Below are 22,819 nucleotides of genomic sequence, written 5' to 3' on the forward strand. Positions count from 1 at the left end.
CAGGCAAAGCCTGAACATCAGCCGAGGCGGATGTTCAGGCTTTGTGCGTTTCCGGCACTGGCAGCGCGCAGCAATTGCTGGCGTGCAGTGGCGTTGATATTGCCCAGCCAGCTGACCACGGTGTGGCTGCGGCCCAGGCGCAAGGCCTCGCAGGCCAGTTGCAGTGGGCTTTGATTGCCGCGAGGTTGCAGCAGCAGAATGCGTTCACGGTTGAGCCCGGCATCGCGTAGCCATGCTTGGGTCAGGCTCGACGGCGGGGCGATCAGGGTCAGCCAGCGGGCGTCATCCTCCTCGCTCAGCTCGCGCAGCACTGGTGCCAGCAGGCTTTGGCAGTGCCCGGGGGCGCCGCACAGCGACAGTTCGCTGAAAAGCTCGGGTTGGCTGCTCTTGCGCGCCAGTTCGCTGGCTTTCAGCCCTGGCAATACGGGCTGGGCGAGGAATGCTTCGAACAATGGCAACTGGGCTTGCTCGGGTGCGTGAATGAACTGCTGCATGACGCCTCCTGGATCAGCGGCGAATGACGCCGACGCTCAAGCCCTCGATCACCAGTTCCTGTTCTTTCAGGTCGACTTCGATGGGGGCGAATTCGGGGTTTTCGGCAAGCAGCCAGACCTTGCTGCCTTCACGCTTGAAGCGCTTGACGGTGACTTCGTCGCCGATACGGGCAACGACGATCTGGCCATTGCGTGCTTCGCGACAGGTGTGTACCGCCAGCAGGTCGCCATCGAAGATGCCGACGTCCTTCATGCTCATGCCGTGTACGCGTAGCAGATAGTCGGCTTGGGGGTGGAAGAAGTCGGGGTTGATGTTGCAGGATTGCTCGATGTGTTGTTCAGCAAGGATCGGTGCGCCGGCGGCAACCCGGCCGATGATTGGCAGGCCGCTTTCTTCGGCCTTGGCCTCCAGACCGGGGATGCGGATGCCGCGGGAGGCGCCCGGTGTCATCTCGATCGCACCTTTCCGCGCAAGCGCCTTGAGGTGCTCCTCGGCGGCGTTGGGCGACTTGAAGCCCAGCTCCTGAGCGATCTCGGCGCGCGTCGGCGGGAAGCCGTTGTCTTCCAGGCAGCGCTTGATGAACGCAAGAATTTCGGCTTGGCGTGGCGTCAGTTTCAACATGGTGAGCGCTCTGTCTTTTTGTACAGTGACTGGAATTATATACAGTACTGTGTGCGCTGCAAGCCATAACGCGCAATTAACAGCAGGTTTGGCGCTTGCAGCGGCCGGCCTGGCGCTTTTAAATGGCGACCGACCGGTCACCGAGCCTTGACAGGCGCGGAGCTGAAACGTATGTTTCAAACACCTGTTTGTCTGGCGGAGTAGTCATGGCCCAATCGGAAACCGTTGAACGCATTCTCGATGCTGCCGAGCAGCTGTTCGCGGAAAGGGGGTTCGCAGAAACCTCGTTGCGGCTGATTACCAGCAAGGCCGGGGTCAACCTGGCGGCGGTCAACTATCACTTCGGCTCCAAGAAGGCCCTGATCCAGGCGGTGTTCTCGCGCTTCCTCGGGCCGTTCTGTACCAGCCTCGAACGTGAGCTGGAGCGGCGCCAGGCCAAGCCGGAGCACAAGCCCAGCCTTGAAGAGCTGCTGGAAATGCTGGTGGAGCAGGCTTTGGCCGTGCAGCCACGCAGCAACAACGACCTGTCGATCTTCATGCGCCTGCTGGGCCTGGCCTTCAGCCAGAGCCAGGGCCACCTGCGGCGTTACCTGGAAGACATGTACGGCAAGGTGTTCCGCCGCTACATGCTGCTGGTCAACGAGGCAGCACCGCGCATTCCGCCGCTGGAACTGTTCTGGCGCGTGCACTTCATGCTCGGTGCCGCCGCCTTCAGCATGTCCGGCATCAAGGCCCTGCGGGCGATTGCCGAGACCGATTTCGGCATCAACACCTCGATCGAGCAGGTGATGCGCCTGATGGTGCCGTTCCTGGCTGCGGGCATGCGTGCCGATAGCGGTGTTACCGACGACGCCATGGCCACCGCACAACTGCGCCCGCGCACCAAGACCAGCGCAAGCGCCACCACCGCCAAGGCCTGAAGGCTGGGCGGGGCAGGGCGCTTCGGCTAAGCTAGCGCCATGCCTGACCTCGACTTCCTGCACATTTCCCTTGCCGATCAGCGCCTTTATGGCTTTGTCCATGGCCAGCTGCGCGTGCGCCTGCCGGTTTCCACGGCACGCAATGGCGCCGGCGAGCGCAATGGTTCTGGCTGTACGCCGCGTGGCTTGCACCAGGTGCGGGCGAAGATTGGTGCGGGCTTGCCGCTGAATGCGGTATTGGCTGGGCGGCGCTGGACCGGCGAGGTGTGGTCGCCCGCCTTGCATGCGCAATACCCCGGCCGGGACTGGATCCTTACCCGCATTCTCTGGCTCAGTGGTTGTGAGCCGGGTGTCAACCGGCTGGGCGCGGTCGACACCTTCCGCCGTTATATCTACTTGCACGGCACCCCGGATACGGAACCCATGGGCGTAGCGCTGTCCCATGGTTGCATACGCCTGCGCAACACCGATTTGCTAAGCCTGTTCGAGCAGGTGCCGGCCCATTGCCCGGTACGCATCGAGCAGGCCGCCTGCCCCCAGTGGGCGTCTCTCAGTCTTCTATGAAGGATTACCCATGACTGTCAGCCTGCAAGGCTCCCTGATGGTGGATATCGCCGGTAAATGGCTGACCGCCGAGGACCGTCACCTGCTGCGCCAGCCTGAAGTGGCCGGCCTGATCATCTTTGCCCGCAACATCGACAGCCCGCGCCAGGTGCGTGAGCTGTGCGCGTCGATCCGCGCCATCCGCCCTGACCTGATCCTGACGGTGGACCAGGAGGGCGGCCGCGTGCAGCGCCTGCGTCAGGGCTTTGTGCGCCTGCCGGCCATGCGTGCGCTGGCCGACAACGCCAACGCCGAGTACCTCGCCGAGCAGTGCGGTTGGTTGATGGCGACCGAGGTGCTGGCGGTTGGCCTGGACCTCAGCTTTGCCCCGGTACTTGATCTGGACCACCAGCGCAGTGCCGTGGTTGGCAGCCGCGCCTTCGAGGGTGAGCCGCTGCGCGCCACGCAACTGGCCGGGGCGTTCATCCGTGGCATGAATGCGGCGGGCATGGCTGCCTGCGGCAAGCACTTCCCGGGGCATGGCTGGGCCGAAGCGGACTCGCATGTGGCCATTCCCACCGATGAGCGCAGCCTCGAACAGCTGCGCCAGGCCGATCTGGTGCCGTTCACCCGTTTGAGCGGGCAGCTGGCGGCGGTGATGCCGGCACATGTCATCTACCCGCAGGTCGACAACCAGCCGGCCGGCTTCTCGCGGCGCTGGTTGCAGGACATCCTGCGTGGCGAGCTGGGCTTTGACGGGGTGATCTTCAGTGATGACCTGTCGATGGCTGGTGCGCATGTGGTCGGCGATGCGGCCAGCCGGATCGAGGCGGCGTTGAGCGCTGGCTGTGACATGGGCCTGGTGTGCAATGACCGGGCGGCGGCGGAGCTGGCGTTGAGTGCGGCGCAACGGATGAAGGTCAAGCCGTCGCCGCGGATTGCGCGGATGCGTGGGCAGGGCTTTGCGCGGACCGATTATCGCCAGCAGCCGCGGTGGCTTGAGGCGTTGGGGGCGCTGAAGGAAGCTCAGCTGGTCGATTGACCTGGTTGCGTCTGTCTTGAGGTTTTTGTCGCTTGTGAGATCGAGCGCGACCGCCTTGTTTGCCCCAGATATCCAGGTGAACGCCAGAGGGCCGCGCGCCCCTACCTCAGGAATAACTGGTCCGAAACAAACGTAGGAGCGAGCGACAGCTCGCGATGCGCCGCGCGGGCGGCGCTCGATCTCACAGGCGACAAAACCCCCAAGTCATGCACCCCAGGACAATCACCGCCGAGGCTTACCAGGCAACGGCGCAAACAGCGCTTCGATTTCTTCATCCCCCAGCCGCCAGTGTCCGACCTGCCCGCCATCCAGCAGGCTCGCCGCCAGTGCCGCCTTCTCCTGCTGCAACAGCTGGATCTTCTCTTCCACCGTCCCCCGGGTGATCAGCTTGAACACGAACACCGGCTTGTCCTGGCCGATGCGGTAGGCACGGTCGGTGGCCTGGTTTTCGCTGGCCGGGTTCCACCAGGGGTCGAAGTGGATCACCGTATCTGCGGCCGTCAGGTTCAAGCCCACGCCACCTGCCTTGAGGCTGATCAGGAACACTTCGCTATCACCCTGCTGGAACTGTTGCACCGGCGTACGCCGGTCGCGGGTGTCACCGGTCAGCAGGCTGTAGCGGATCTTGCGCTTTTCCAGCTCCTGCTCGATCAACGCCAGCATCGAGGTGAACTGCGAGAACAACAGCACCCGGCGACCTTCGCTGAGTAGCTCTTCGAGCATCTCCAGCAGCGCACCCAGCTTGCCCTTGTCCGCCTGGCTACCCTTGGTCTCGACCCCTTTGACCAGCCGTAGGTCGCAGCACACCTGGCGCAGCTTGAGCAAGGCATCAAGGATGACGATCTGGCTGCGCGAGGCCCCGTTGCGGGCGATTTCATCGCGAACCTTCTTGTCCATGGCCACCCGCACGGCCTCGTAAGTATCGCGCTGGGCGTCGCTTAGCTCGACCCAGTGCACTACTTCGGTCTTGGCCGGCAGTTCGGTGGCCACCTGTTCCTTGGTGCGGCGTAGCAAAAACGGGCGAATGCGGCTGACCAGGTGGGCCAGGCGCTCGGCGTCGCCATGGCGTTCGATCGGCGTGCGGTAGTCCTGGTTGAAGCGCTTCTGGTCACCCAGCCAGCCTGGCATGAGGAAGTGGAAGATCGACCACAGCTCGCCCAGGTTGTTTTCCATCGGTGTGCCGGTCAGGCAGACGCGTTGGGTGGCTTGCAGCTCGCAAACCGCCAGGGCGGCCTTGCTGGTGCTGCTCTTGATGTTCTGCGCCTCGTCCAGTACCAGCACGTGCCAGGCTTGGGCGCGCAGGTGCTCGAGGTCGCGCGGCACCAGGGCATAGGTGGTCAGCACCAGGTCGTATTCGTGCAGCTTGGCGAAATGCTTGCTGCGCCCCGGGCCTTGCAGGGCCAGCACGCGCAGCTCGGGGGCGAAGCGCTGGGCTTCGTCCAGCCAGTTGGGTACCAGGCTGGTTGGCATCACCGCAAGGGCCGGTGCGCTCAGGCGCCCGGACTGTTTCTCCAGCAGCAGGTGTGCCAGGGCCTGCAGGGTCTTGCCCAGGCCCATGTCATCGCCAAGGATGCCGCCGGTGCCCATCTCGCGCAGCGCCTGCAGCCAGTTCAGGCCCTGTTGCTGGTAAGGGCGCAGGCTGGCCTGTAGCCCTGTCGGCGGCTCTACCTGCAGGTCGCGGGCATCGCGCAGGCGACGGCCCAGGTCGCGCACATGCTCGCCACCCTGCCAATGCAGCGGCAGGCCTTCGATGTCGTTCAGGCGTGCGGCATCGGCACGGTCCAGGCGCAGGGACGGGCCTGCGGCGTCTTCGTGCAGGTACAGCTCGCCCAGGGTGCCCATCACTGCCTTGATGCGGCCATAGGGTAAGGCAACGCGCAGGGCCGGGGCATCGAGGCGGCCGCGGTTGAGGTCGATCAGCAGGTGCTCGTCGTCATTGCGCCGGGCCAGTTCGCTGGGGCGCAGCAGTTCCGGGTTGCTGCGCAGCAGTTGCAGCACGATCGGCAGCAGGCTGTGGCGCTGGCCATCGACCACGATGCCCAGTTCCAGGTCGAACCATTCATGGCCGGGCGCTTCATCGATGGTCGCGTACCAGTCGTCCACCTCCTGCAGGTTGAAGGCAAAGTCACGGTGGATGTCGATGTTCCAACCGGCTTCGCGCAGGCGCGGCAGGCCTTCGCGGGCAAAGCGCAGCCAGGCTTCGTCATCGGGCAGCTGGTACATTTCGCCGGCGCTGTCGGGTAAAGCCTTGCTCTGCCGGGTAGCAGCCTTGAAACCCAAGTCGCGTAGCGCCTTGCGCAGCGCCTGTTCGGCCTGGGGCTGGCGGCGAATACGTTGACTGGTGGCGTCCACCAGGCGGGTCAGTGGCTTGTCGTCGTTGCCTATGGCGCGCAGGCCGTCGTAGTCGAACGCCAAGGCGGCACGGTGTTGCATCTGCCGTTGCATGCGGCCGGTCTTGGGCATGTAGGCACTGAATTCGAGGCTGCCAAGGGTCAGCTGGGGCCTGGGCTGAATATGCTCGATCACTTCACTGCGCACACTTGTGGGAGTTGGGACCTGGCGGTTCAGCGCGTTCAGCCGGTGGCTCAGCGGAATGATCAGATGCTCCGGCACCGTCGGTGCGCTGGCAAGCTGGCTGGCAACGAAGGGGTCAAGATCATGCAGCAGTTTGCCGGTAAGCCCCGTCTGGGTATCAATGTAGTAGAGCGGGTCCAGTGGCAGTGCCATATCGTGCACTTTGTCAGCGTTCTGCCAGGCGCCACGATAGCTACCGTTGTCGAGCCTCACCCAGCGGAATTCGGCATGGAGTGCTGGCCCGGGGGATAACAGCGTTTGGTGGCCCAGCAGCAAGCGTCCGCTAGCCAGTGCGAACTCGTACAACTCGGCGCCTTTTTTACCTTCCAGCCTGGCAATGGGCAGGCTGTAATCTTTGCCGAGGGCGTCAACCAACCTCAGGATGCGCAGGTCTTCATCCGTTACATAGCGTGGCGTGTAGTAGAGCAGTTCAGGCAGCGAGCTGGGGCGCCCCAGATTCAGCTGCCCATCAGCTTGCCGGGTGCCTTTGAAAACGCTGAGCATGCACCGGCCTTGCTCGTTGCTGAGCAGATAGTAGAGCGAGGGGCCTTTGCGTTTGGTGGGCTCTACAGGCTCTGCCGTAACCTCCAGTGCTTCGACCCAATGGGCGAGTTCAGGGGGCAGGTCAAGCGACTGCTGTGCGGCTTCGGTGGGGGGATGCGAAGGTTCTTGAGTGCCTTCGGGGCAATCCGGTCCCTGTTCCAGCAGGTAAAGAGCGGCGGCGCAATGCTTGCAGTTCTCGCCTACCGGGCAAGAGCACGTGCCCTCGCATTCCAGGCCATCTTCAGTCATTTCCAGGGTGATGCGCTGATAGTAGGTGCGTCCTGCCGAGCCTGTGCATTGAGCGCGGATCGTCAGGCCATGGATCGACACGATTTCGCTTCTACCTTCTTCGGCATATTCCTGGCCACGGCGCAGGGTCTTGCGATCAAACGCAAGGGTCCAGCCGTTGTGCCCGCGCACGAAGAACTGCGCATCGCTCTCGCTCACATCACTGCTCCATCATCTTCGGGTCCATCACCGGCATTTTCGGTGTGCCCGGTGGTGTCACTTTCAGCAGCAGCGCCAGGTGCCCGCCGTCGAGGAAGGTCAGTTGGCCGCCCTTGACGTTGCTGTTGCTCTGCTTGAACTGCTCGCTCTGCAGCACGCTGCCGTTGCCGTCCAGCTGGTTGACCCAGAAGTTGGCGTCGACCGCGATGAAGCGGCCTTCAGTGATGCTCAGGTTGCCTTCGATGGGGAAGTGGCCGAACTGTTCGGCACCTTCGCCCAAGGCGATGCGGCTGGGTTCGCTGCCAACCTGCTGCTGCCAGGCCTTGTGCATCAAGACGGTGTAGTCGGCGGTGGCTTCCAGGCGGGTGGCTTCGTCTTCCAACGCCGGGCGGCGCTCGGCGTCCTTTTTCAGGCGCGGGGCGCCGGCGCTCCAGTTTTCCGGGGCGAACGGGCTGGTGAAGGCGGGCACGCTGTTCTGCCGCACCAGAATCATTTCCACCTGATACAGGCCTTCGGCGAAGGCGGCCGGGGCGAACAGCGCCAGCAACAGGGTCAGGCAACGGATGGCACGCATGGGTCTTCCTTAGGCAGGCTGTGGGGTCAGGCGCTCGAACAGCGCCTCCAGGGTATTGAAGCGTTCGTCGGGGCGTTCCATCGGTACCAGGAAGCGGAACTGGGTGGCGCCTTCGAACTTGTAGCGTTTGGGCTGGCCCTGGATCAGCTTGATCAGGGTCAGCGGGTCGACCGGGGTCTCGGCCTCGAACTCGAGCTTGCCGCCGTTGGGGCCGGCGTCGACTTTCTTGATGCCGAGCTTTTCCGCGTGCAGCTTGAGCGAGGTCAGGCGCACCAGGTTTTTGGTCGGCTCGGGCAGCAGGCCGAAGCGGTCGATCATCTCCACCTGCAGGTCCTTGAGGCCTTCTTCGTCGGCGGCCGAGGCGATGCGCTTGTACAGGATCAGGCGCGCGTGCACATCGGGCAGGTAATCCTCGGGGATCAGCGCCGGCAGGCGCAGGTTGATCTCCGGGCCGCCGCCCAGCGGTTGTTCCAGGTTGGGCTGGGTGCCCTTGCGAATCGCCTTGACTGCGCGTTCGAGCATTTCCATGTACAGGGTGAAGCCCACTGCCTGGATCTGCCCGCTCTGGCCTTCGCCCAGCAACTCGCCGGCGCCGCGGATTTCCAGGTCGTTGGTGGCCAGTACGAAGCCGGCACCGAGGTCCTGGGTGTTGGCGATCGCCTCCAGGCGTTTCTCGGCATCGGCGCTGACCTTCTGCCGGGTCGGCGTCAGCAGGTAGGCGTAGGCCTGGTGGTGGCTACGGCCAACCCGGCCGCGCAACTGGTGCAACTGGGCCAGGCCGAACTTGTCGGCACGCTCGATGACGATGGTGTTGGCGCTGGGCACGTCGATGCCGGTTTCGATGATGGTCGAGGCCACCAGCACGTTGAAGCGCTTGTGGTAGAAGTCGCTCATCACCTGTTCCAGCTCGCGCTCGCGCATCTGCCCGTGGCCGATGCCGATGCGCGCCTCGGGCACCAGTTCGGCAAGGTCGGCGGCGCATTTCTCGATGGTTTTCACATCGTTGTGCAGGTAGTACACCTGGCCGCCGCGCAACAGTTCACGCAGCAGCGCCTCCTTCACCGTGCTCTTGTTCTGCTCCATGACGAAGGTGCGCACCGACAGGCGCCGCGCCGGTGGCGTGGCGATGATGGACAGGTCGCGCATGCCCGCCACGGCCATGTTCAGCGTGCGCGGAATCGGTGTGGCGGTGAGGGTGAGGATGTCCACCTCGCTGCGCAGGGCCTTGAGTTGTTCCTTCTGACGCACGCCGAAGCGGTGTTCTTCGTCGATGATGGCCAGGCCCAGGTCCTTGAAACGCACATCGTCCTGCAGCAGCTTGTGGGTGCCGATAAGGATGTCGATCTTGCCTTCGGCCAGCTCGGCGGCTGCGGCGGCCACTTCCTTGGCCGATTTGAACCGGCTCATCACTTCCACGGTCACCGGCCAGTCGGCAAAGCGGTCGCGGAAGCTGTTGTAGTGTTGCTGGGCGAGCAGGGTGGTGGGCACCAGCACAGCCACCTGGCGGCCGCTGTGCACGGCGATGAACGCTGCGCGCATGGCCACTTCGGTCTTGCCGAAGCCGACGTCGCCGCACACCAGGCGGTCCATCGGCTTGGGCGCCAGCATGTCGGCGCGCACAGCTTCGATGGCAGCCTGCTGGTCCGGGGTTTCCTCGAACGGGAAACCGGCGCTGAAAGTGGCGTAGTCGGCGGACGGGTCGGCAAACGCATAGCCCTTGCGCGCGGCGCGGCGGGCATAGATGTCGAGCAGTTCGGCAGCCACGTCGCGCACCTGTTCGGCGGCCTTGCGCTTGGCCTTTTGCCAGGCCTCCGAACCCAACCGGTGCAGCGGTGCCAGGGCGTCGTCGCTGCCGGTGTAGCGGGCGATCAGGTGCAGGTTGGCCACCGGCACGTACAGCTTGGCGTTCTCGGCGTATTCCAGGGTGAGGAATTCGGCGGCCTGGTCGTCGATTTCCAGGGTGGCCAGGCCCAGGTAGCGGCCCACGCCATGGTCGATGTGCACCACCGGCGCGCCTTCGCGCAACTCGGTCAGGTTCTTGATCACCGCGTCATTGGCGGTTTCGCCGCGCTTGTCGCGGCGGCGGCGCTGCATGACCCGCTGGCCGAACAGCGGGCTTTCGGCGACCAGGGCCAGGCCTGGGTCGTCCAGCAGCAGGCCGTCGTCGAGCGGGGCGATGGTGATCGCCAGGCGCTCGCTGCCGGTGATGAAGTCGGCCCAGCCGTCAACGGTGTGCGGGCGCAGTTTCAGCCGATCGAGCAGCTCCAGCAGCACTTCGCGGCGGCCCGCCGATTCGGCGGTGAACAGCACGCGGCCGGGGAACTGGTCGAGGAAATTGGCCAGTTCGGCCAGCGGCTGGTTGGCCTTGGCCTCGATCGCCAGGTTGGGCAGGGCGCGCGCCGGGAAGCGCTCGCGGCCCACGCCCGGGTCGAGGTCTTCAGTGCTGACCACCACCCGTGGCCATTGCTTGAGCCGGGCGAAACAGTCTTCCACTGGCAGGAACAGCTCGGCTGGCGGCAGTAGCGGCCGGCTGAGATCGCCACGGCGGTCTTCATAACGCCCGCGCACGTCGTTCCAGAAGTGTTCGGCGGCCTGTTCCACGCCGGGCAGCGAGAACACCTGGGTGTCGGCCGGCAGGTAGTCGAACAGGGTCGAGGTTTCTTCGAAGAACAGCGGCAGGTAGTACTCGATGCCGGCGGGGATGATGCCGCTGGCCAGGTCCTGGAAGATCGCGCTGCGGCGGAAGTCGACGTCGAAGCGTTCGCGAAAGCGCGCCTTGAAGCGGGTCACTTCCTCTTTCTGCATCGGGAATTCGCGCGCCGGCAGCAGGCGCACCGAACCCACCTTGTCGATCGAGCGCTGGGTCTCGGGGTCGAAGGTGCGCAGCGTCTCGATCTCGTCATCGAACAGGTCGATGCGGTAGGGCAGCTTGCTGCCCATCGGGAACAGGTCGATCAACGCGCCGCGTACGGCGAACTCGCCATGCTCGTAGACAGTGTCGACGCAGCGGTAGCCACTGGCCTCTAGGCGCAGGCGCATCTGCTCCACGTCGATGGTCTGGCCCACGTCCAGGACCAGGCTGCTGCCTAGCAGGAAACGGGTCGGCGCCAGGCGGTGCAGGGCGGTGGTGATCGGCACCACGAGGATACCGTGGCTCAGCTCCGGCAGGCGGTAGAGGCTGGCGATGCGCTGGGAAATGATGTCCTGGTGCGGCGAGAACAGGTCGTAGGGCAGGGTTTCCCAATCGGGGAACGGCAGCACCGGCAGGTCCGGGGCAAAGAAGCGAAGCTCCTGTTCCAGACGGTCGGCAGCCTGGCTGTCGGCAGTCAGCAGCAGAGTGAAGCGGCCTGCGCTGCTGGCGGCCTCGGCGATGGCCAGGCTGAGGGCGGCACCGGGTAGATTGCCCCAGGTTTGTTTGCCGGCCGTAGCCGACATTTGCGGAAGGCGCAGAACTGACACGGGAGAATGCACTCCAAGCGTTGCGGCAAAGAGATCGATTGTACCGGTGACGGTGCCGGCTGTCAGGCTCGAAAGGGCATGAACGCTGGCTTGCGTGGCCGCGACAGGCGCTCATTGCCCGTAACGCGTTGGGGCGTCATAATGTAGCCCCTTTTTTCTGTCCCTACATGTGGAAGGTTCCCGTGACTCAGAAGCCCGACCAGTGTCTTGGTGAGTGGATCGATCGTGAAGCCCTGGCTGAAGCGATGATCCCGCTTATCGGTCAGCTCTACCGCAACAACAACGTGGTGAGCTCGATTTATGGCCGTAGCCTGATCAACCGTTCGGTTATCTCGATCCTCAAGGCGCACCGCTTTGCGCGTCATCGTCAAGCCGACGAAACCGAACTGTCCGTCCACGAGACATTCCCCCTGCTCAAGGCCATGAGCGAGCTGAAACTGGGCGCCGCTTCGGTCGACCTGGGCAAGCTGGCCAGCAAGTTCAAGCAGGAAGGCAATGGCCGTACTGCCGAGCAGTTCGTCCGTGAAGAACTGGCCGAGGTGGTTGGCCAGCAGAACGCTTCGGCGCGCAAAGGCACCGACGTTGTCCTGTATGGCTTCGGCCGCATCGGCCGCCTGCTGGCGCGCATCCTGATCGAGAAGACCGGTGGTGGCGACGGCCTGCGCCTGCGCGCCATCGTCGTGCGCAAAGGCGCCGAGAACGATCTGGTCAAGCGTGCCAGCCTGCTGCGCCGTGACTCGGTGCATGGCCCGTTCGATGGCACCATCACCATCGACGAAGCCAACAACACCATCACCGCCAACGGCAACCTGATCCAGGTTATCTACGCCAAGAGCCCGAGCGAAGTCGACTACACCCAGTACGGCATCAAAAACGCGCTGATCGTCGACAACACCGGCGTATGGCGTGATGCCGACGGCCTGGGCCAGCACCTGGCCTGCCCGGGCGCTGCCCGCGTGATCCTCACCGCACCTGGCAAGGGCGCGCTGAAGAACATCGTGCACGGCATCAACCACGGTGACATCGCTGCCGATGACAAGATCATCTCGGCCGCTTCCTGCACCACCAACGCCATCGTGCCGGTGCTCAAGGCCATCAACGACCAGTACGGCATCGTCAACGGCCATGTCGAAACCGTTCACTCGTTCACCAACGACCAGAACCTGATCGACAACTTCCACAAGGGCAGCCGCCGTGGCCGTGCCGCGCCGCTGAACATGGTCATCACCGAAACCGGCGCCGCCACTGCTGCCGCCAAGGCACTGCCAGTGCTGAAGGGCAAGCTGACCGGCAACGCCATTCGCGTACCGACGCCGAACGTTTCGATGGCCATCCTCAACCTGAACCTCGAGAAGGCCACCAGCCGCGACGAGATCAACGAGTACCTGCGCCAGACCGCCATGCACTCGGAGCTGCACAAGCAGATCGATTACGTCAGCTCGCAGGAAGTGGTGTCGACCGACTTCGTAGGTTCCCGCCACGCCGGTGTGGTTGACGCCGAAGCGACCATCTGCAACGACAACCGCGTTGTTCTGTACGTCTGGTACGATAACGAATTCGGTTACAGCTGCCAGGTGGTTCGTGTGATGGAAGAAATGGCCGGTGTGAACCCGCCAGCGTTTCCGCACTGATACGCTTGTAAGGCAATGAAAAAACGGGAACCTTCGGGTTCCCGTTTTTTTATCCAGAATTTGTGTTGCCTGGGCCGGCCTCTTCGCGGGTAAACCCGCTCCCACAGGGGTATCACATACTCTCAAGGCTGTGACATCCCTGTGAGAGCGGGTTTACCCGCGAAAGGGCCGGCACTGTCAACCGAGAAGTCAAACCTTGCGCACAGTCTTGATGCTCATCCTGATGCTTCTGACCGCCTGCAACCAGGGCCCTACCATGGAGCGCCTGGGCGGCCCGACCATGGGCAGCAGCTACAGCATCCAGTACGTGCGCGAGCCCGGCGGCCCGGCGCCGGTCCAGGTGCAGGCGGCAGTCGAAACCATCCTGCACGACATCGACCAGCACTATTCGACCTACCGCGGCGATTCCACCGTCAGCCAGTTCAACCAGTTGCCCGCCAACCAGTGCTTGGCCTTGCCGCCCGACATGTTCGAACTGCTCAGCCTTGGTCAGCAGTTGGCCGAGCAGAGCAGCGGCGCCTTCGATCTCACCGTCGAACCCTTGCTCGACCTGTGGGGCTTCGGCCCCCAGGCCCGTCACGAGCAGGTACCCGATCCATTGGCCCTGGCCCAGTTGCGCCAGCGCGTGGGCTACCGGCATTTGCACATCCAGGGCCAGGCCCTGTGCAAGGACGCCGCGGTACAACTCGACTTCAACAGCATCGCCGCCGGCCATGCCGTCGACCTGATTGCCGCGCGACTGCAGGCCATGGGCGTGGCCAGCTTTCTCGCCGAAGCCACCGGCGAGCTCAAGGCCGTCGGCCGCAAGCCCGATGGCAGCCCCTGGCGCATCGCCCTGGAGCTGCCCCGCGAAGACCGCCAGATCGCCCGCCAGATCATCCCGGTCAATGGCCTTGCAGTATCAACCTCGGGTGACTATCGGCACTATTTCGAGGAGAATGGCCGGCGCTATTCGCACACCTTCGATGCCCGCCTTGGGCGCCCGGTGCGGCACGACCTGGCTGCGGTCACCGTGCTCGATGCCTCGGCGCTGCTGGCTGACGGCTATTCGACGCTGCTGTTGATCCTCGGTCCGGAACGTGGCTGGGATTTTGCCGTGGCGCATGGCCTGGCCGCGGTATTGGTGACTCGGGCCGAGGGTGGCTTCGTCTCCCGAACTACGCCCGCATTCGAACGGGCAGTGAAAGGCGAGTGAAAGCACAAGCAGGGATGATCGCTGCCAGGGAATGGTTCACACATGTAGTGCGGGCAAAATTGGCCTACGACGCGACCAAGGGTTAATGTGCGCGGCGTTCACGCTTGATTAGACTGCACCCGAATTTTCTCATGGCGCCCCGGCGGCATGATCGCGCCCCGCGAGCGACCGTGGCTTGCGGGCCAGTTCTGAAGGAGTACGCATGGCTGTCTACAACTACGACGTAGTGGTGCTGGGGTCCGGCCCGGCCGGAGAAGGTGCGGCAATGAACGCCGCCAAAGCAGGGCGCAAGGTGGCGATGGTCGATAGCCGTCGTCAGGTCGGAGGCAACTGCACCCACCTGGGCACCATCCCGTCCAAGGCACTGCGTCACTCGGTGCGGCAGATCATGCAGTTCAACACCAACCCGATGTTCCGTGCCATCGGTGAGCCGCGCTGGTTCTCGTTCCCGGACGTGCTGAAAAGCGCCGAGAAGGTCATCGCCAAGCAGGTAGCATCGCGCACCGGCTACTACGCCCGTAACCGCGTCGACGTGTTCGTCGGCACCGGCAGCTTCGCCGACGAGCAAACCGTCGAAGTGGTCTGCCCGAACGGTGTGGTGGAAAAGCTCAACGCCAAGCACATCATCATCGCCACTGGCTCGCGCCCGTACCGTCCGGCCGACATCGACTTCCACCACCCGCGTGTCTACGATAGCGACACCATCCTCAGCCTCAGTCACACCCCGCGCAAGCTGATCGTGTACGGTGCCGGCGTGATCGGTTGCGAGTACGCCTCGATCTTCAGCGGCCTGGGTGTATTGGTTGAGCTGGTAGACAACCGTGGCCAGTTGCTGAGCTTCCTCGACTCGGAAATATCCCAGGCGCTGAGCTACCACTTCAGCAACAACAACATCACCGTACGCCACAACGAAGAGTATGAGCGCGTCGAAGGCCTGGATAACGGGGTGATCCTGCACCTGAAGTCGGGCAAGAAGATCAAGGCCGACGCCTTGCTGTGGTGCAACGGCCGTACCGGCAACACCGACAAGCTGGGCCTGGAAAATATCGGCATCAAGGTCAACAGCCGTGGTCAGATCGAGGTCGACGAGGCCTACCGCACCAGCGTGCCGAACATCTACGGTGCCGGCGACGTGATTGGCTGGCCGAGCCTGGCCAGTGCCGCCCATGACCAGGGCCGCTCTGCCGCCGGCAGCATCGTGGATAATGGCAGCTGGCGCTTCGTCAACGACGTGCCGACCGGCATCTACACCATTCCGGAGATCAGCTCGATCGGCCGGAACGAACAGGAACTGACCCAGGCCAAGGTGCCTTACGAAGTGGGCAAGGCCTTCTTCAAGGGCATGGCTCGCGCGCAGATCGCCGGTGAGCCGCAGGGCATGCTGAAGATCCTGTTCCACCGTGAAACCCTGGAAATCCTTGGCGTGCACTGCTTCGGCTACCAGGCTTCGGAGATTGTCCACATCGGCCAGGCGATCATGAACCAGCCGGGTGAGCAGAACAACCTGAAGTACTTCGTCAACACCACGTTCAACTACCCGACCATGGCCGAAGCCTATCGGGTAGCTGCCTACGACGGCCTGAACCGGCTTTTTTGAGCGGCTCCGACCGGTGGCCTGAGCCGGTCGGAGAGACCGATTTCAACCCTGCCCGAGGGTGGTCTTGGCCAAACCGGGAAAGTCTGTAATCAGGCTGTCCACGCCAAAATCAGCGAGCCGGCGCATCAGTGCCGGTTCGTTGACCGTCCACACCGACACGTGCAAACCCTGGCTCTGGGCTTTCAGCAGGCGCTCGGGGGTACACAGTGTCCAGTTCAATGCCAGCAGCTCGCAGCCGTAGTTCTGTGCCACCTTCAACGGGTCGAGCCAGGCGTATTCGGCCACCAGACCGCGTTTGACGTCCGGCACCAGCTCCAGGGCGGCACCCAGCACCTCGCGTGAGCTGGAGGTGATGGTCACCTTGTCCAGCAGGCCGTACTGCTGGGCCAGTTCGCGGATCGCCAGCACGGTGGTGGCGGCACGGGTACGCGAGGCGCTTTTCACTTCCAGCTGCCAGTGCTCGAACGGGCATTTCTCGAACAGTTCTTCCAGTTTAGGGATCGGGCACCGCTGGACATGGCCCGGGCCACCTTTGCGGGCATCGATCTTGACCAGTTCGGCGGCCGGGTGCTCGACCACCTTGCCGCGTTTGCCGGTGGTGCGCTTGAGGGTGGGGTCGTGGATCACCATCAGCTCGTTGTCGGCCGACAGGTGCAGGTCCAGCTCGCAGCGGGTTACGCCATGGGCGAGGCATTGCTGGAAGCTCTTCAGGGTATTCTCGGGCGCTTCGCCCTTGGCACCGCGATGGCCGTAGATCAGGGTCACGTTCGTTCCTTCAAATCAGAGAAAAATGGGCTCAGGAGGCCGGGTCGTTCTGTTCCAGCTGCTGGCGCCGTTGTTGCTGCTGGCGCTGCAGGATGTAGCGTGCCAGCAGTTGCCGTTGGGCGTCGGTCATGTCGATGAATTCGGTGCCCAGCTCGAAGCCGCCCTCCGGGTGCGGGGCGCAATGAGTGACCTTGCCGCGCAGCAGCAGGCCATGGGCGCGCGGCATCAGCACCATCTTCACCTTCACCCGGGTGCCGGGGGCAACCGCTGTGGCTTGCGTGAATTCGATGCCGCCTTCGGAAATGATCACCGGCTGGGGCTGGCCAACTTCGCCGATCAGGGTCTGGGCAACCACCGCGCTAAGCAGGTCGAGGCGTTTGTTCTGCGCGCGCAGGAAGGCGGCGAGGGTGCGGTCCTTTTCGCTCAGCTGGCGCAGCAGGTGCTGCGACTCGAAGTCGGACAGGTGCAGCTCGCTGAGCAGGTTGAATAATGGCGAATCATCTTGCAACACATCTGGGTCAAGGGCTTCGGCCGCGCTGAGGGGGCTGATTTGAAGTGCGATCCGATCTTCGATGCGGTAGTATTCGCGGCGATCTTCTTCGTCTAATGTCGTCATGGCGAACCCAAGGTAGCGGCGGTGGTCCGAGTGTAAAGCCGCCGTAGGCGCCTCGCCACAAGGACGTTCCCTTTCATCCGAACAAGCCCCGACATGTTCAGACCTCTTTTCGCATTCATCGGCACGCGTTATACCCGTGCCAAACGTCGCAATCACTTCGTCTCGTTCATTTCCCTGACCTCGATGATCGGCCTCGCCCTGGGCGTGGTGGTGATGATCGTGGTGCTGTCGGTCATGAACGGTTTCGACCACGAGATGCGCACCCGCGTGTTGGGCATGATCCCCCATGCCACGCTGGAGAGCGGCCAGCCCATTGCCGACTGGCCGACCCTTGCCCAACAAGTAAAGCAGAATCCCCAGGTGGTGGCGGTTGCGCCCTTCACCCAGATGCAGGGCCTGCTGACCCATGAAGGCAAGGTGCAGAAGGTGCTGCTCAACGGCATCGACCCGGCCCGCGAGCGCGAGGTGTCGATCATCGACAAGTTCGTCCTGCAAGGCCGCCTCGACCAGCTGGCACCGGGCGAATGGGGCATCATGATCGGCGACAAGGCCGCGGCCAAGCTGGGCGTGGGCATTGGCGACAAGCTCACCTTCGTCGCCCCCGAGGTCAGTGTGACCCCGGCCGGCATGTTCCCGCGCATGAAGCGCTTCACCGTGGTCGGCACCTTCCACGTGGGCGCGGGCGAGATCGACGGCTACCTGGGGCTGACCAACATCAGCGACCTGTCCCGCCTGCACCGCTGGAAGCCCGACCAGGTACAGGGCCTGCGCCTGAAGTTCGACGACCTGTTCCAGGCGCCGCGGGTGGCCTGGGACATCGCCCAGCGCCTGGGTGACCAGGAGTTCTATAGCCGTGACTGGACCCGTACCCATGGCAACCTGTACCAGGCGATCCGCATGGAAAAGGCCATGATCGGCCTGCTGTTGCTGCTGATCGTGGCGGTGGCGGCGTTCAACATCATTTCCACCCTGGTGATGGTGGTCAACGACAAGCGTGGCGACATCGCCATCCTGCGTACCCTGGGCGCCACGCCGGGGCAGATCATGCTCATCTTCATGGTCCAGGGCACGGTGATCGGGGTGATCGGTACCCTGATCGGCGCCGTGGTCGGGATCGTCGCCGCGCTGAATGTAAGCGCGGTGATCGCCGGCATCGAGAAACTGATCGGGCACAAGTTCCTCAACGCCGATGTGTACTTCATCGATTACCTGCCGTCGCAGATCCAGGCCCAGGACGTGTACATGGTCTGTGGTGCGGCGCTGGTCCTGAGTTTCTTCGCCACCCTGTACCCGGCCTGGCGTGCGGCCCGCACCCAGCCTGCAGAGGCGCTACGTTATGAGTGAGTCGCGCATGAGTGATAAAGCCGTTTTGAGTTGCCGCAACCTGGGCAAGTCCTACGACGAGGGTCCGGAGTCGGTGCAGGTGCTGTCCGGGCTCAACCTCGAGCTGCATGCCGGTGAGCGGGTAGCCATCGTGGGCAGCTCCGGCTCGGGCAAGAGTACCTTGCTCAACCTGCTGGGCGGCCTCGACCGGCCGACCCAGGGCAGCGTCTGGCTGGCCGGCGAGGAGCTGTCGGCACTGGGCGAGCGTGCCCGTGGCCTGCTGCGCAACCGCGAACTGGGTTTTGTCTACCAGTTCCACCACCTGCTGCCGGAATTCACTGCCATCGAGAACGTGTGCATGCCGTTGCTGATCGGTCGCACGCCCATCCCCGAGGCCCGTGAGCGTGCCGAGGCGCTGCTCAAGCGCGTGGGCCTGGCCCACCGCTTCAACCACAAGCCGGCCGAGCTGTCCGGTGGTGAGCGCCAGCGGGTGGCGATTGCCCGGGCACTGGTCAATCGCCCCGGCCTGGTAATGCTCGACGAGCCGACCGGCAACCTCGACCACCACACTGCCCAGGGCATCCAGGAGTTGATGCAGGAACTGTCCAGCGCATCGCGCACGGCGTTCCTGGTGGTCACCCACGACCTCAACCTGGCGCGCCAGATGGACCGAGTATTGAAGCTCGACGACGGCCACCTGGTGGCGATCTGATCGACTGCACGGGGTGGCTGGTGCCGCCCCGTTTTCCTGTTTTCTTTGGGTGTTTTCGTACATGTTCAGACCCTTGCCCATCTTCATCGGCGCGCGCTACACCCGAGCCAAGCGCCGCAACCACTTCATCTCGTTCATCTCGATGACCTCGATGATCGGCCTGTCGCTGGGCGTGCTGGCGATGATCGTGGTGCTGTCGGTGATGAACGGTTTCCAGCGCGAAATGAGCTCGCGCATCCTCGGCCTGGTGCCGCATGCCGCCATCCTCGGCGTGCAGCCGCTGGACGACTGGCACAAGGTGGCCGATGCGGCCATGCGCGACCCGGCGGTGATGGCGGCGGCGCCGATTACCGAAATGGAAGGCATGCTGTCGTACAAGGGCGCGATGCAGCCGATCCAGGTCGGCGGTATCGACCCGGCCGAAGAGGGCAAGGTTTCGATCGTCGGCCAGCACATCGTCCAGGGCCGCTTGCAGGACTTGCAGCCGGGTGAGTTCGGCGTGGTCATCGGTGAGCTGACTGCGCGGCGCTTCCGCCTGAACACCGGCGACAAACTGACCCTGATCGTGCCGGAAATCAGCAAGGAGCCGGGCGGCATCACCCCACGCATGCAGCGCCTGACCGTGGTCGGCATCTTTAAAGTCGGCGCCGAGCTGGATGGCTCGCAGGCTTACATTCATGTGGCCGATGCTGGCGCCATGCAGCGTTGGGCGCCGGGCCAGGTGCAAGGCGTGCGCCTGAAGCTGCACGACCTGTATGCCGCGCCGCTGGTGTCCAAGGCTATCGCTGCCGGGTTGGGCGATGCCTACCGTGCCGATGACTGGTCGCATACCCAAGGCAGCCTGTTCAGCGCCATGAAGATGGAAAAGACCATGATCGGCCTGCTGCTGATGATGATCATTGCGGTGGCAGCGTTCAACATCATCGCCACCCTGGTGATGGTGGTGAACGACAAGGGGCCGGACATCGCCATCCTGCGCACCCTGGGTGCCACGCCGGCGCAGATCATGGGCACGTTCATGGTCCAGGGCAGCCTGATCGGCATTGTCGGTACGCTGATCGGTGGCGTGCTGGGGGTGATTGCGGCATTCAACGTCAGCCAGATCGTCGGTTGGCTGGAGCGGGTGAGCGGGCAGCACATCTTTACTTCGGATGTGTACTTCGTCAGCAGCTTGCCGTCGCAGTTGCAGTGGGGTGATGTGGCGATCATCTGCACTGCCGGGTTGGTGATGAGCTTCCTGGCGACCATTTACCCGGCTTATCGGGCATCGCAGGTGCAGCCGGCGATTGGCCTGGCTGTCTGATGTTTGCTTCAGGTTACTGAGGGATTCTGTGGGAGATGGCCCAGCCCTTTGGGCTGCGCTGCCGCATAGAGAACTGAATTCGCAAGCGGTCCGTGCATCCTGTGGGAGCGGCTTTAGCCGCGAAGAATCCAACGCGGTGCATGGCACCGGCTGCGCCGGTGTTCGCGGCTAAAGCCGCTCCCACAGGGGCCCTGCTAATTCAACGAGTTATGTGCAGTTCTATGAGAGCGGGGTTACCCGCGAAGCAGGCACCGCGGTGTCTGGCACCGGCTTTGCCGGTGTTCGCGGGTAAACCCGCCCCACAGGGATCGCGCCAGCCTGATATCACCGGTCTTCAGTGAACTCGATCACGAATCGCGTCCAGCCATCCGCACACTCCGCCCTGATGTGCCCGCCATGGGCCTGCACGATCGACCGGGTAATCGCCAACCCCAACCCGGCATGCTCGCTACTGCCTTCCCGCCGTGCCGGGTCGACCCGGTAGAAGCGGTCGAACAACCGCGGTAACGCAGCCGCTTCGATAGCCGCCCCGGTATTGGCCACACCAATCCTCGGCCCTGGTCCCAAGGTCACCCGTATCTGGCCACCCGCCGGGGTAAAGCGCAAGGCATTGTCCAGCAAGTTGGACAGCGCCCGGCGCAGCATATGCCGGTCGCCCTGCAGCAGCGCCTCACCCTCGCGCAGCATCTGCACACCGCTGTCCTCTGCCAGCGGCGCGTAGTACTCCATCAGCGCATCCACCTCGTCATGCAGCACCAGCGGTGTTTGCCCCGGCACCAGCAGGCCATGGTCGGCCTTGGCCAGGAACAGCATGTCGTTGATCATCTGCGCCATCCACTGCAGCTCTTCGAGGTTGCCGTGCAGGGCCTCGCGGTACTCTTCGAGGCTGCGCGGGCGGGTGAGGGTGACCTGGGTGTGGGTCAGCAGGTTGGACAGCGGCGTGCGCAGTTCGTGGGCGATGTCGGCAGAGAATGCCGACAGGCGCTGGAAGGCATCGTCCAGGCGCTGCAGCATCGCGTTCATGCTGCCGGCCAGCTCGGCCAGCTCTTCGGGCATCTGTGCCACCGGCAGGCGGGTGGTGAGCGAGCGGGCCGATACGCTGGCGGCTACCTGACCCATCTGCCGCAAAGGGCGCAGCCCGCGGCGTGCTGCCCAGGCACCGAGCAGCGCGGTGGTCAGTGCCGACAGGCCGACCGTCAGCCAGATCAGCCGTTGCATGCCTTGCAGGAAATGCTGGTGGTGGGTGATGTCGAGGTACAGGGTCAGTTGTGGCGACTGCGGGGCGCCTTGCGCCAGGTGTACGGCCAGGCCCCGGTAGTCGGTGCCTTGCGCATGCAGGGTTGCCAGCCCGTCGGGCAGCGGTGCCTGGGGCAAGCCAGTGCGGCTTTCGAACCAGGTGGCGCCGTCGTTGCCGTTGATGCGCAGGGCCAGGTCGGCGTGATGGCCCAGTTCATCGCGCAGGGCGGGCAGGCGCGCCTGCAGTTCGGCCGGGGTGGCGATACCGGCCAGCTGGGTGCGGAACAGCGACAGGCGCGAGTCCAGCAGTTGCTGGTCCAGTTCGACGAAGTGCTGCTCGCTGGCCCGGCTGAATATCAGGCCGGCGCCGAGCGAGACAGCGGCGGTGCAGGCGGCGAACAGCAGGGCCAGGCGGCTGCCGAGGGAGACCCGGCGCATCACTGCGCGCGCTCTTCGAGTACATAACCCATGCCGCGTACGGTGTGGATCAGCTTGTTGGGGTGCGGGTCGTCGATCTTCAGGCGCAGGCGGCGGATCGCCACTTCGATCACATTGGTATCGCTGTCGAAATTCATGTCCCACACCTGTGAGGCGATCAGCGATTTGGGCAGCACCTCGCCCTGGCGGCGCAGCAGCAGTTCAAGCAGGGCGAACTCCTTGGCGGTCAGGTCGATGCGCTGGCCGGCGCGCTCGGCGCGGCGGCGGATCAGGTCCAGGCGCAGGTCGGCCAGGCCCAGGGTGGTGTCCTGGCTGGGGCTGGTGCCCCGGCGCAGCAGGCTGCGCACCCGGGCCAGCAGTTCGGAGAAGGCGAACGGCTTGACCAGGTAATCATCGGCGCCCAGTTCCAGGCCGTGTACCCGGTCTTCCACAGCATCGCGGGCGGTGAGGAACAGCACCGGGGTGTCCAGGCCGGCCTGGCGCACGGCCTGGAGGATTTGCCAGCCGTCACGGCCGGGCAGCATCACGTCGAGAATCAGCAGGTCGTGCTCACCGGTCAGGGCGAGGAACTGGCCGGTCTCGCCATCAGTGGCCAGTTCGGTGGCGAAGCCGGCCTCGTTCAGGCCCTGGCTCAGGTACTGGCCGGTACGGGCCTGGTCTTCGACGATCAGCAGTTTCATTGGGGGACTTGACTCCAGCAGGCGGCGCGAAGCCCTGTGGGAGCGGGTTTACCCGCGAAGCATTCAACACGGTGCATGGCACCGGCTTTGTCGGTATTCGCGGGT

The 22,819-nt window shown here is 64.1% G+C and carries 18 protein-coding genes; 9 read left to right on the plus strand and 9 right to left on the minus strand.

Annotation, left to right across the window (positions count from 1 at the left end):
* Window positions 1-17: 17 nt before the first annotated feature.
* Window positions 18-494 carry an SOS-induced cell division inhibitor SulA gene (gene sulA, locus FQ664_RS10815; RefSeq protein ID WP_144171909.1) on the minus strand — a complete coding sequence of 159 codons (477 nt, stop codon included), beginning with the start codon at window positions 492-494 and terminating at the stop codon, window positions 18-20.
* A 13-nt stretch (window positions 495-507) separates the two neighbouring features.
* A complete protein-coding gene (gene lexA, locus FQ664_RS10820; RefSeq protein WP_004376420.1) occupies window positions 508-1,116 on the minus strand; it encodes a transcriptional repressor LexA in 609 nt (202 codons plus the stop codon).
* 206 nt (window positions 1,117-1,322) lie between these two features.
* Here lexA and FQ664_RS10825 point away from each other — a divergent pair, with 206 nt between their 5' ends.
* From FQ664_RS10825 to nagZ, 3 genes are read left to right on the plus strand one after another with little or no spacing between them, the layout of a single operon-like run.
* A complete protein-coding gene (locus FQ664_RS10825) occupies window positions 1,323-2,036 on the plus strand; it encodes a TetR/AcrR family transcriptional regulator (protein ID WP_144171910.1) in 714 nt (237 codons plus the stop codon).
* A 39-nt stretch (window positions 2,037-2,075) separates the two neighbouring features.
* Entirely contained in the window at window positions 2,076-2,600 is a 525-nt protein-coding gene (locus tag FQ664_RS10830) for a L,D-transpeptidase (RefSeq protein ID WP_144171911.1), read from the plus strand.
* A 22-nt stretch (window positions 2,601-2,622) separates the two neighbouring features.
* On the plus strand, window positions 2,623-3,621 hold the full coding sequence (gene nagZ, locus FQ664_RS10835) for a beta-N-acetylhexosaminidase (protein ID WP_178090981.1): 999 nt from the start codon (window positions 2,623-2,625) through the stop codon (window positions 3,619-3,621).
* Between the two features lie 222 nt (window positions 3,622-3,843).
* On the opposite strand, the gene FQ664_RS10840 is transcribed toward nagZ, so the two are convergent.
* The 3 genes from FQ664_RS10840 to mfd are packed head-to-tail and all read right to left on the minus strand — an operon-like array spanning window position 3,844 to window position 11,218.
* On the minus strand, window positions 3,844-7,185 hold the full coding sequence (locus FQ664_RS10840) for a DEAD/DEAH box helicase (RefSeq protein WP_144171913.1): 3,342 nt from the start codon (window positions 7,183-7,185) through the stop codon (window positions 3,844-3,846).
* A 1-nt stretch (window position 7,186) separates the two neighbouring features.
* Entirely contained in the window at window positions 7,187-7,759 is a 573-nt protein-coding gene (locus tag FQ664_RS10845; protein ID WP_144171914.1) for a CsiV family protein, read from the minus strand.
* A 9-nt stretch (window positions 7,760-7,768) separates the two neighbouring features.
* Window positions 7,769-11,218, minus strand: a complete 3,450-nt coding sequence (mfd, locus tag FQ664_RS10850; protein WP_144171915.1) for a transcription-repair coupling factor — start codon at window positions 11,216-11,218, stop codon at window positions 7,769-7,771.
* Window positions 11,219-11,385: 167 nt separating this feature from the next.
* Between mfd and FQ664_RS10855 the strand changes: the two genes are divergently transcribed.
* The 3 genes from FQ664_RS10855 (at window position 11,386) to sthA (ending at window position 15,641) form a co-directional block, all read left to right on the plus strand.
* Window positions 11,386-12,849, plus strand: a complete 1,464-nt coding sequence (locus FQ664_RS10855) for a glyceraldehyde-3-phosphate dehydrogenase (protein WP_144171916.1) — start codon at window positions 11,386-11,388, stop codon at window positions 12,847-12,849.
* A 196-nt stretch (window positions 12,850-13,045) separates the two neighbouring features.
* Window positions 13,046-14,044 (plus strand): FAD:protein FMN transferase, encoded by a 999-nt coding sequence (locus FQ664_RS10860; protein WP_144171917.1) that lies wholly within the window; start codon window positions 13,046-13,048, stop codon window positions 14,042-14,044.
* A 202-nt stretch (window positions 14,045-14,246) separates the two neighbouring features.
* Window positions 14,247-15,641 (plus strand): Si-specific NAD(P)(+) transhydrogenase, encoded by a 1,395-nt coding sequence (gene sthA, locus FQ664_RS10865; RefSeq protein ID WP_144171918.1) that lies wholly within the window; start codon window positions 14,247-14,249, stop codon window positions 15,639-15,641.
* A gap of 42 nt (window positions 15,642-15,683) precedes the next feature.
* Here the strand turns inward: sthA and FQ664_RS10870 are convergent, their stop codons facing one another.
* Entirely contained in the window at window positions 15,684-16,406 is a 723-nt protein-coding gene (locus tag FQ664_RS10870) for a glycerophosphodiester phosphodiesterase (protein ID WP_144171919.1), read from the minus strand.
* Window positions 16,407-16,437: 31 nt separating this feature from the next.
* Entirely contained in the window at window positions 16,438-17,022 is a 585-nt protein-coding gene (locus FQ664_RS10875; protein WP_144171920.1) for a PilZ domain-containing protein, read from the minus strand.
* A 93-nt stretch (window positions 17,023-17,115) separates the two neighbouring features.
* On the opposite strand from FQ664_RS10875, the gene FQ664_RS10880 reads away from it, so the two are divergent.
* From FQ664_RS10880 to FQ664_RS10890, 3 genes are all read left to right on the plus strand, one after another.
* Window positions 17,116-18,366, plus strand: coding sequence for a lipoprotein-releasing ABC transporter permease subunit (locus tag FQ664_RS10880; protein WP_144171921.1), 1,251 nt, complete (start codon window positions 17,116-17,118; stop codon window positions 18,364-18,366).
* 7 nt (window positions 18,367-18,373) lie between these two features.
* Window positions 18,374-19,057 (plus strand): lipoprotein-releasing ABC transporter ATP-binding protein LolD, encoded by a 684-nt coding sequence (gene lolD, locus FQ664_RS10885; RefSeq protein WP_169774647.1) that lies wholly within the window; start codon window positions 18,374-18,376, stop codon window positions 19,055-19,057.
* Between the two features lie 61 nt (window positions 19,058-19,118).
* Window positions 19,119-20,360 carry a lipoprotein-releasing ABC transporter permease subunit gene (locus FQ664_RS10890; RefSeq protein ID WP_144171922.1) on the plus strand — a complete coding sequence of 414 codons (1,242 nt, stop codon included), beginning with the start codon at window positions 19,119-19,121 and terminating at the stop codon, window positions 20,358-20,360.
* A 324-nt stretch (window positions 20,361-20,684) separates the two neighbouring features.
* Here FQ664_RS10890 and FQ664_RS10905 read toward each other — a convergent pair whose 3' ends face one another.
* Both FQ664_RS10905 and cinR read right to left on the minus strand, forming a co-directional pair.
* A complete protein-coding gene (locus tag FQ664_RS10905) occupies window positions 20,685-22,037 on the minus strand; it encodes a heavy metal sensor histidine kinase (RefSeq protein ID WP_144171925.1) in 1,353 nt (450 codons plus the stop codon).
* On the minus strand, window positions 22,034-22,714 hold the full coding sequence (gene cinR / locus FQ664_RS10910; protein ID WP_144171926.1) for a two-component system response regulator CinR: 681 nt from the start codon (window positions 22,712-22,714) through the stop codon (window positions 22,034-22,036). Before cinR ends, FQ664_RS10905 begins: the two co-directional genes overlap by 4 nt.
* Window positions 22,715-22,819: the final 105 nt, after the last annotated feature.

The organism is Pseudomonas persica (assembly GCF_900291015.1).
Lineage (GTDB): Bacteria > Pseudomonadota > Gammaproteobacteria > Pseudomonadales > Pseudomonadaceae > Aquipseudomonas.

What these genes read in the sequence shown, in the direction of transcription:
- FQ664_RS10880 (WP_144171921.1), top strand. Translation starts at nt 17,116, where the DNA reads ATGTTCAGACCTCTTTTCGCATTCATCGGCACGCGTTATACCCGTGCC.
- FQ664_RS10845 (WP_144171914.1), bottom strand. Translation starts at nt 7,759, where the DNA reads ATGCGTGCCATCCGTTGCCTGACCCTGTTGCTGGCGCTGTTCGCCCCG.
- sthA (WP_144171918.1), top strand. Translation starts at nt 14,247, where the DNA reads ATGGCTGTCTACAACTACGACGTAGTGGTGCTGGGGTCCGGCCCGGCC.
- FQ664_RS10890 (WP_144171922.1), top strand. Translation starts at nt 19,119, where the DNA reads ATGTTCAGACCCTTGCCCATCTTCATCGGCGCGCGCTACACCCGAGCC.
- cinR (WP_144171926.1), bottom strand. Translation starts at nt 22,714, where the DNA reads ATGAAACTGCTGATCGTCGAAGACCAGGCCCGTACCGGCCAGTACCTG.
- FQ664_RS10875 (WP_144171920.1), bottom strand. Translation starts at nt 17,022, where the DNA reads ATGACGACATTAGACGAAGAAGATCGCCGCGAATACTACCGCATCGAA.
- sulA (WP_144171909.1), bottom strand. Translation starts at nt 494, where the DNA reads ATGCAGCAGTTCATTCACGCACCCGAGCAAGCCCAGTTGCCATTGTTC.
- FQ664_RS10830 (WP_144171911.1), top strand. Translation starts at nt 2,076, where the DNA reads ATGCCTGACCTCGACTTCCTGCACATTTCCCTTGCCGATCAGCGCCTT.
- lexA (WP_004376420.1), bottom strand. Translation starts at nt 1,116, where the DNA reads ATGTTGAAACTGACGCCACGCCAAGCCGAAATTCTTGCGTTCATCAAG.
- FQ664_RS10825 (WP_144171910.1), top strand. Translation starts at nt 1,323, where the DNA reads ATGGCCCAATCGGAAACCGTTGAACGCATTCTCGATGCTGCCGAGCAG.
- lolD (WP_169774647.1), top strand. Translation starts at nt 18,374, where the DNA reads ATGAGTGATAAAGCCGTTTTGAGTTGCCGCAACCTGGGCAAGTCCTAC.
- FQ664_RS10855 (WP_144171916.1), top strand. Translation starts at nt 11,386, where the DNA reads ATGTGGAAGGTTCCCGTGACTCAGAAGCCCGACCAGTGTCTTGGTGAG.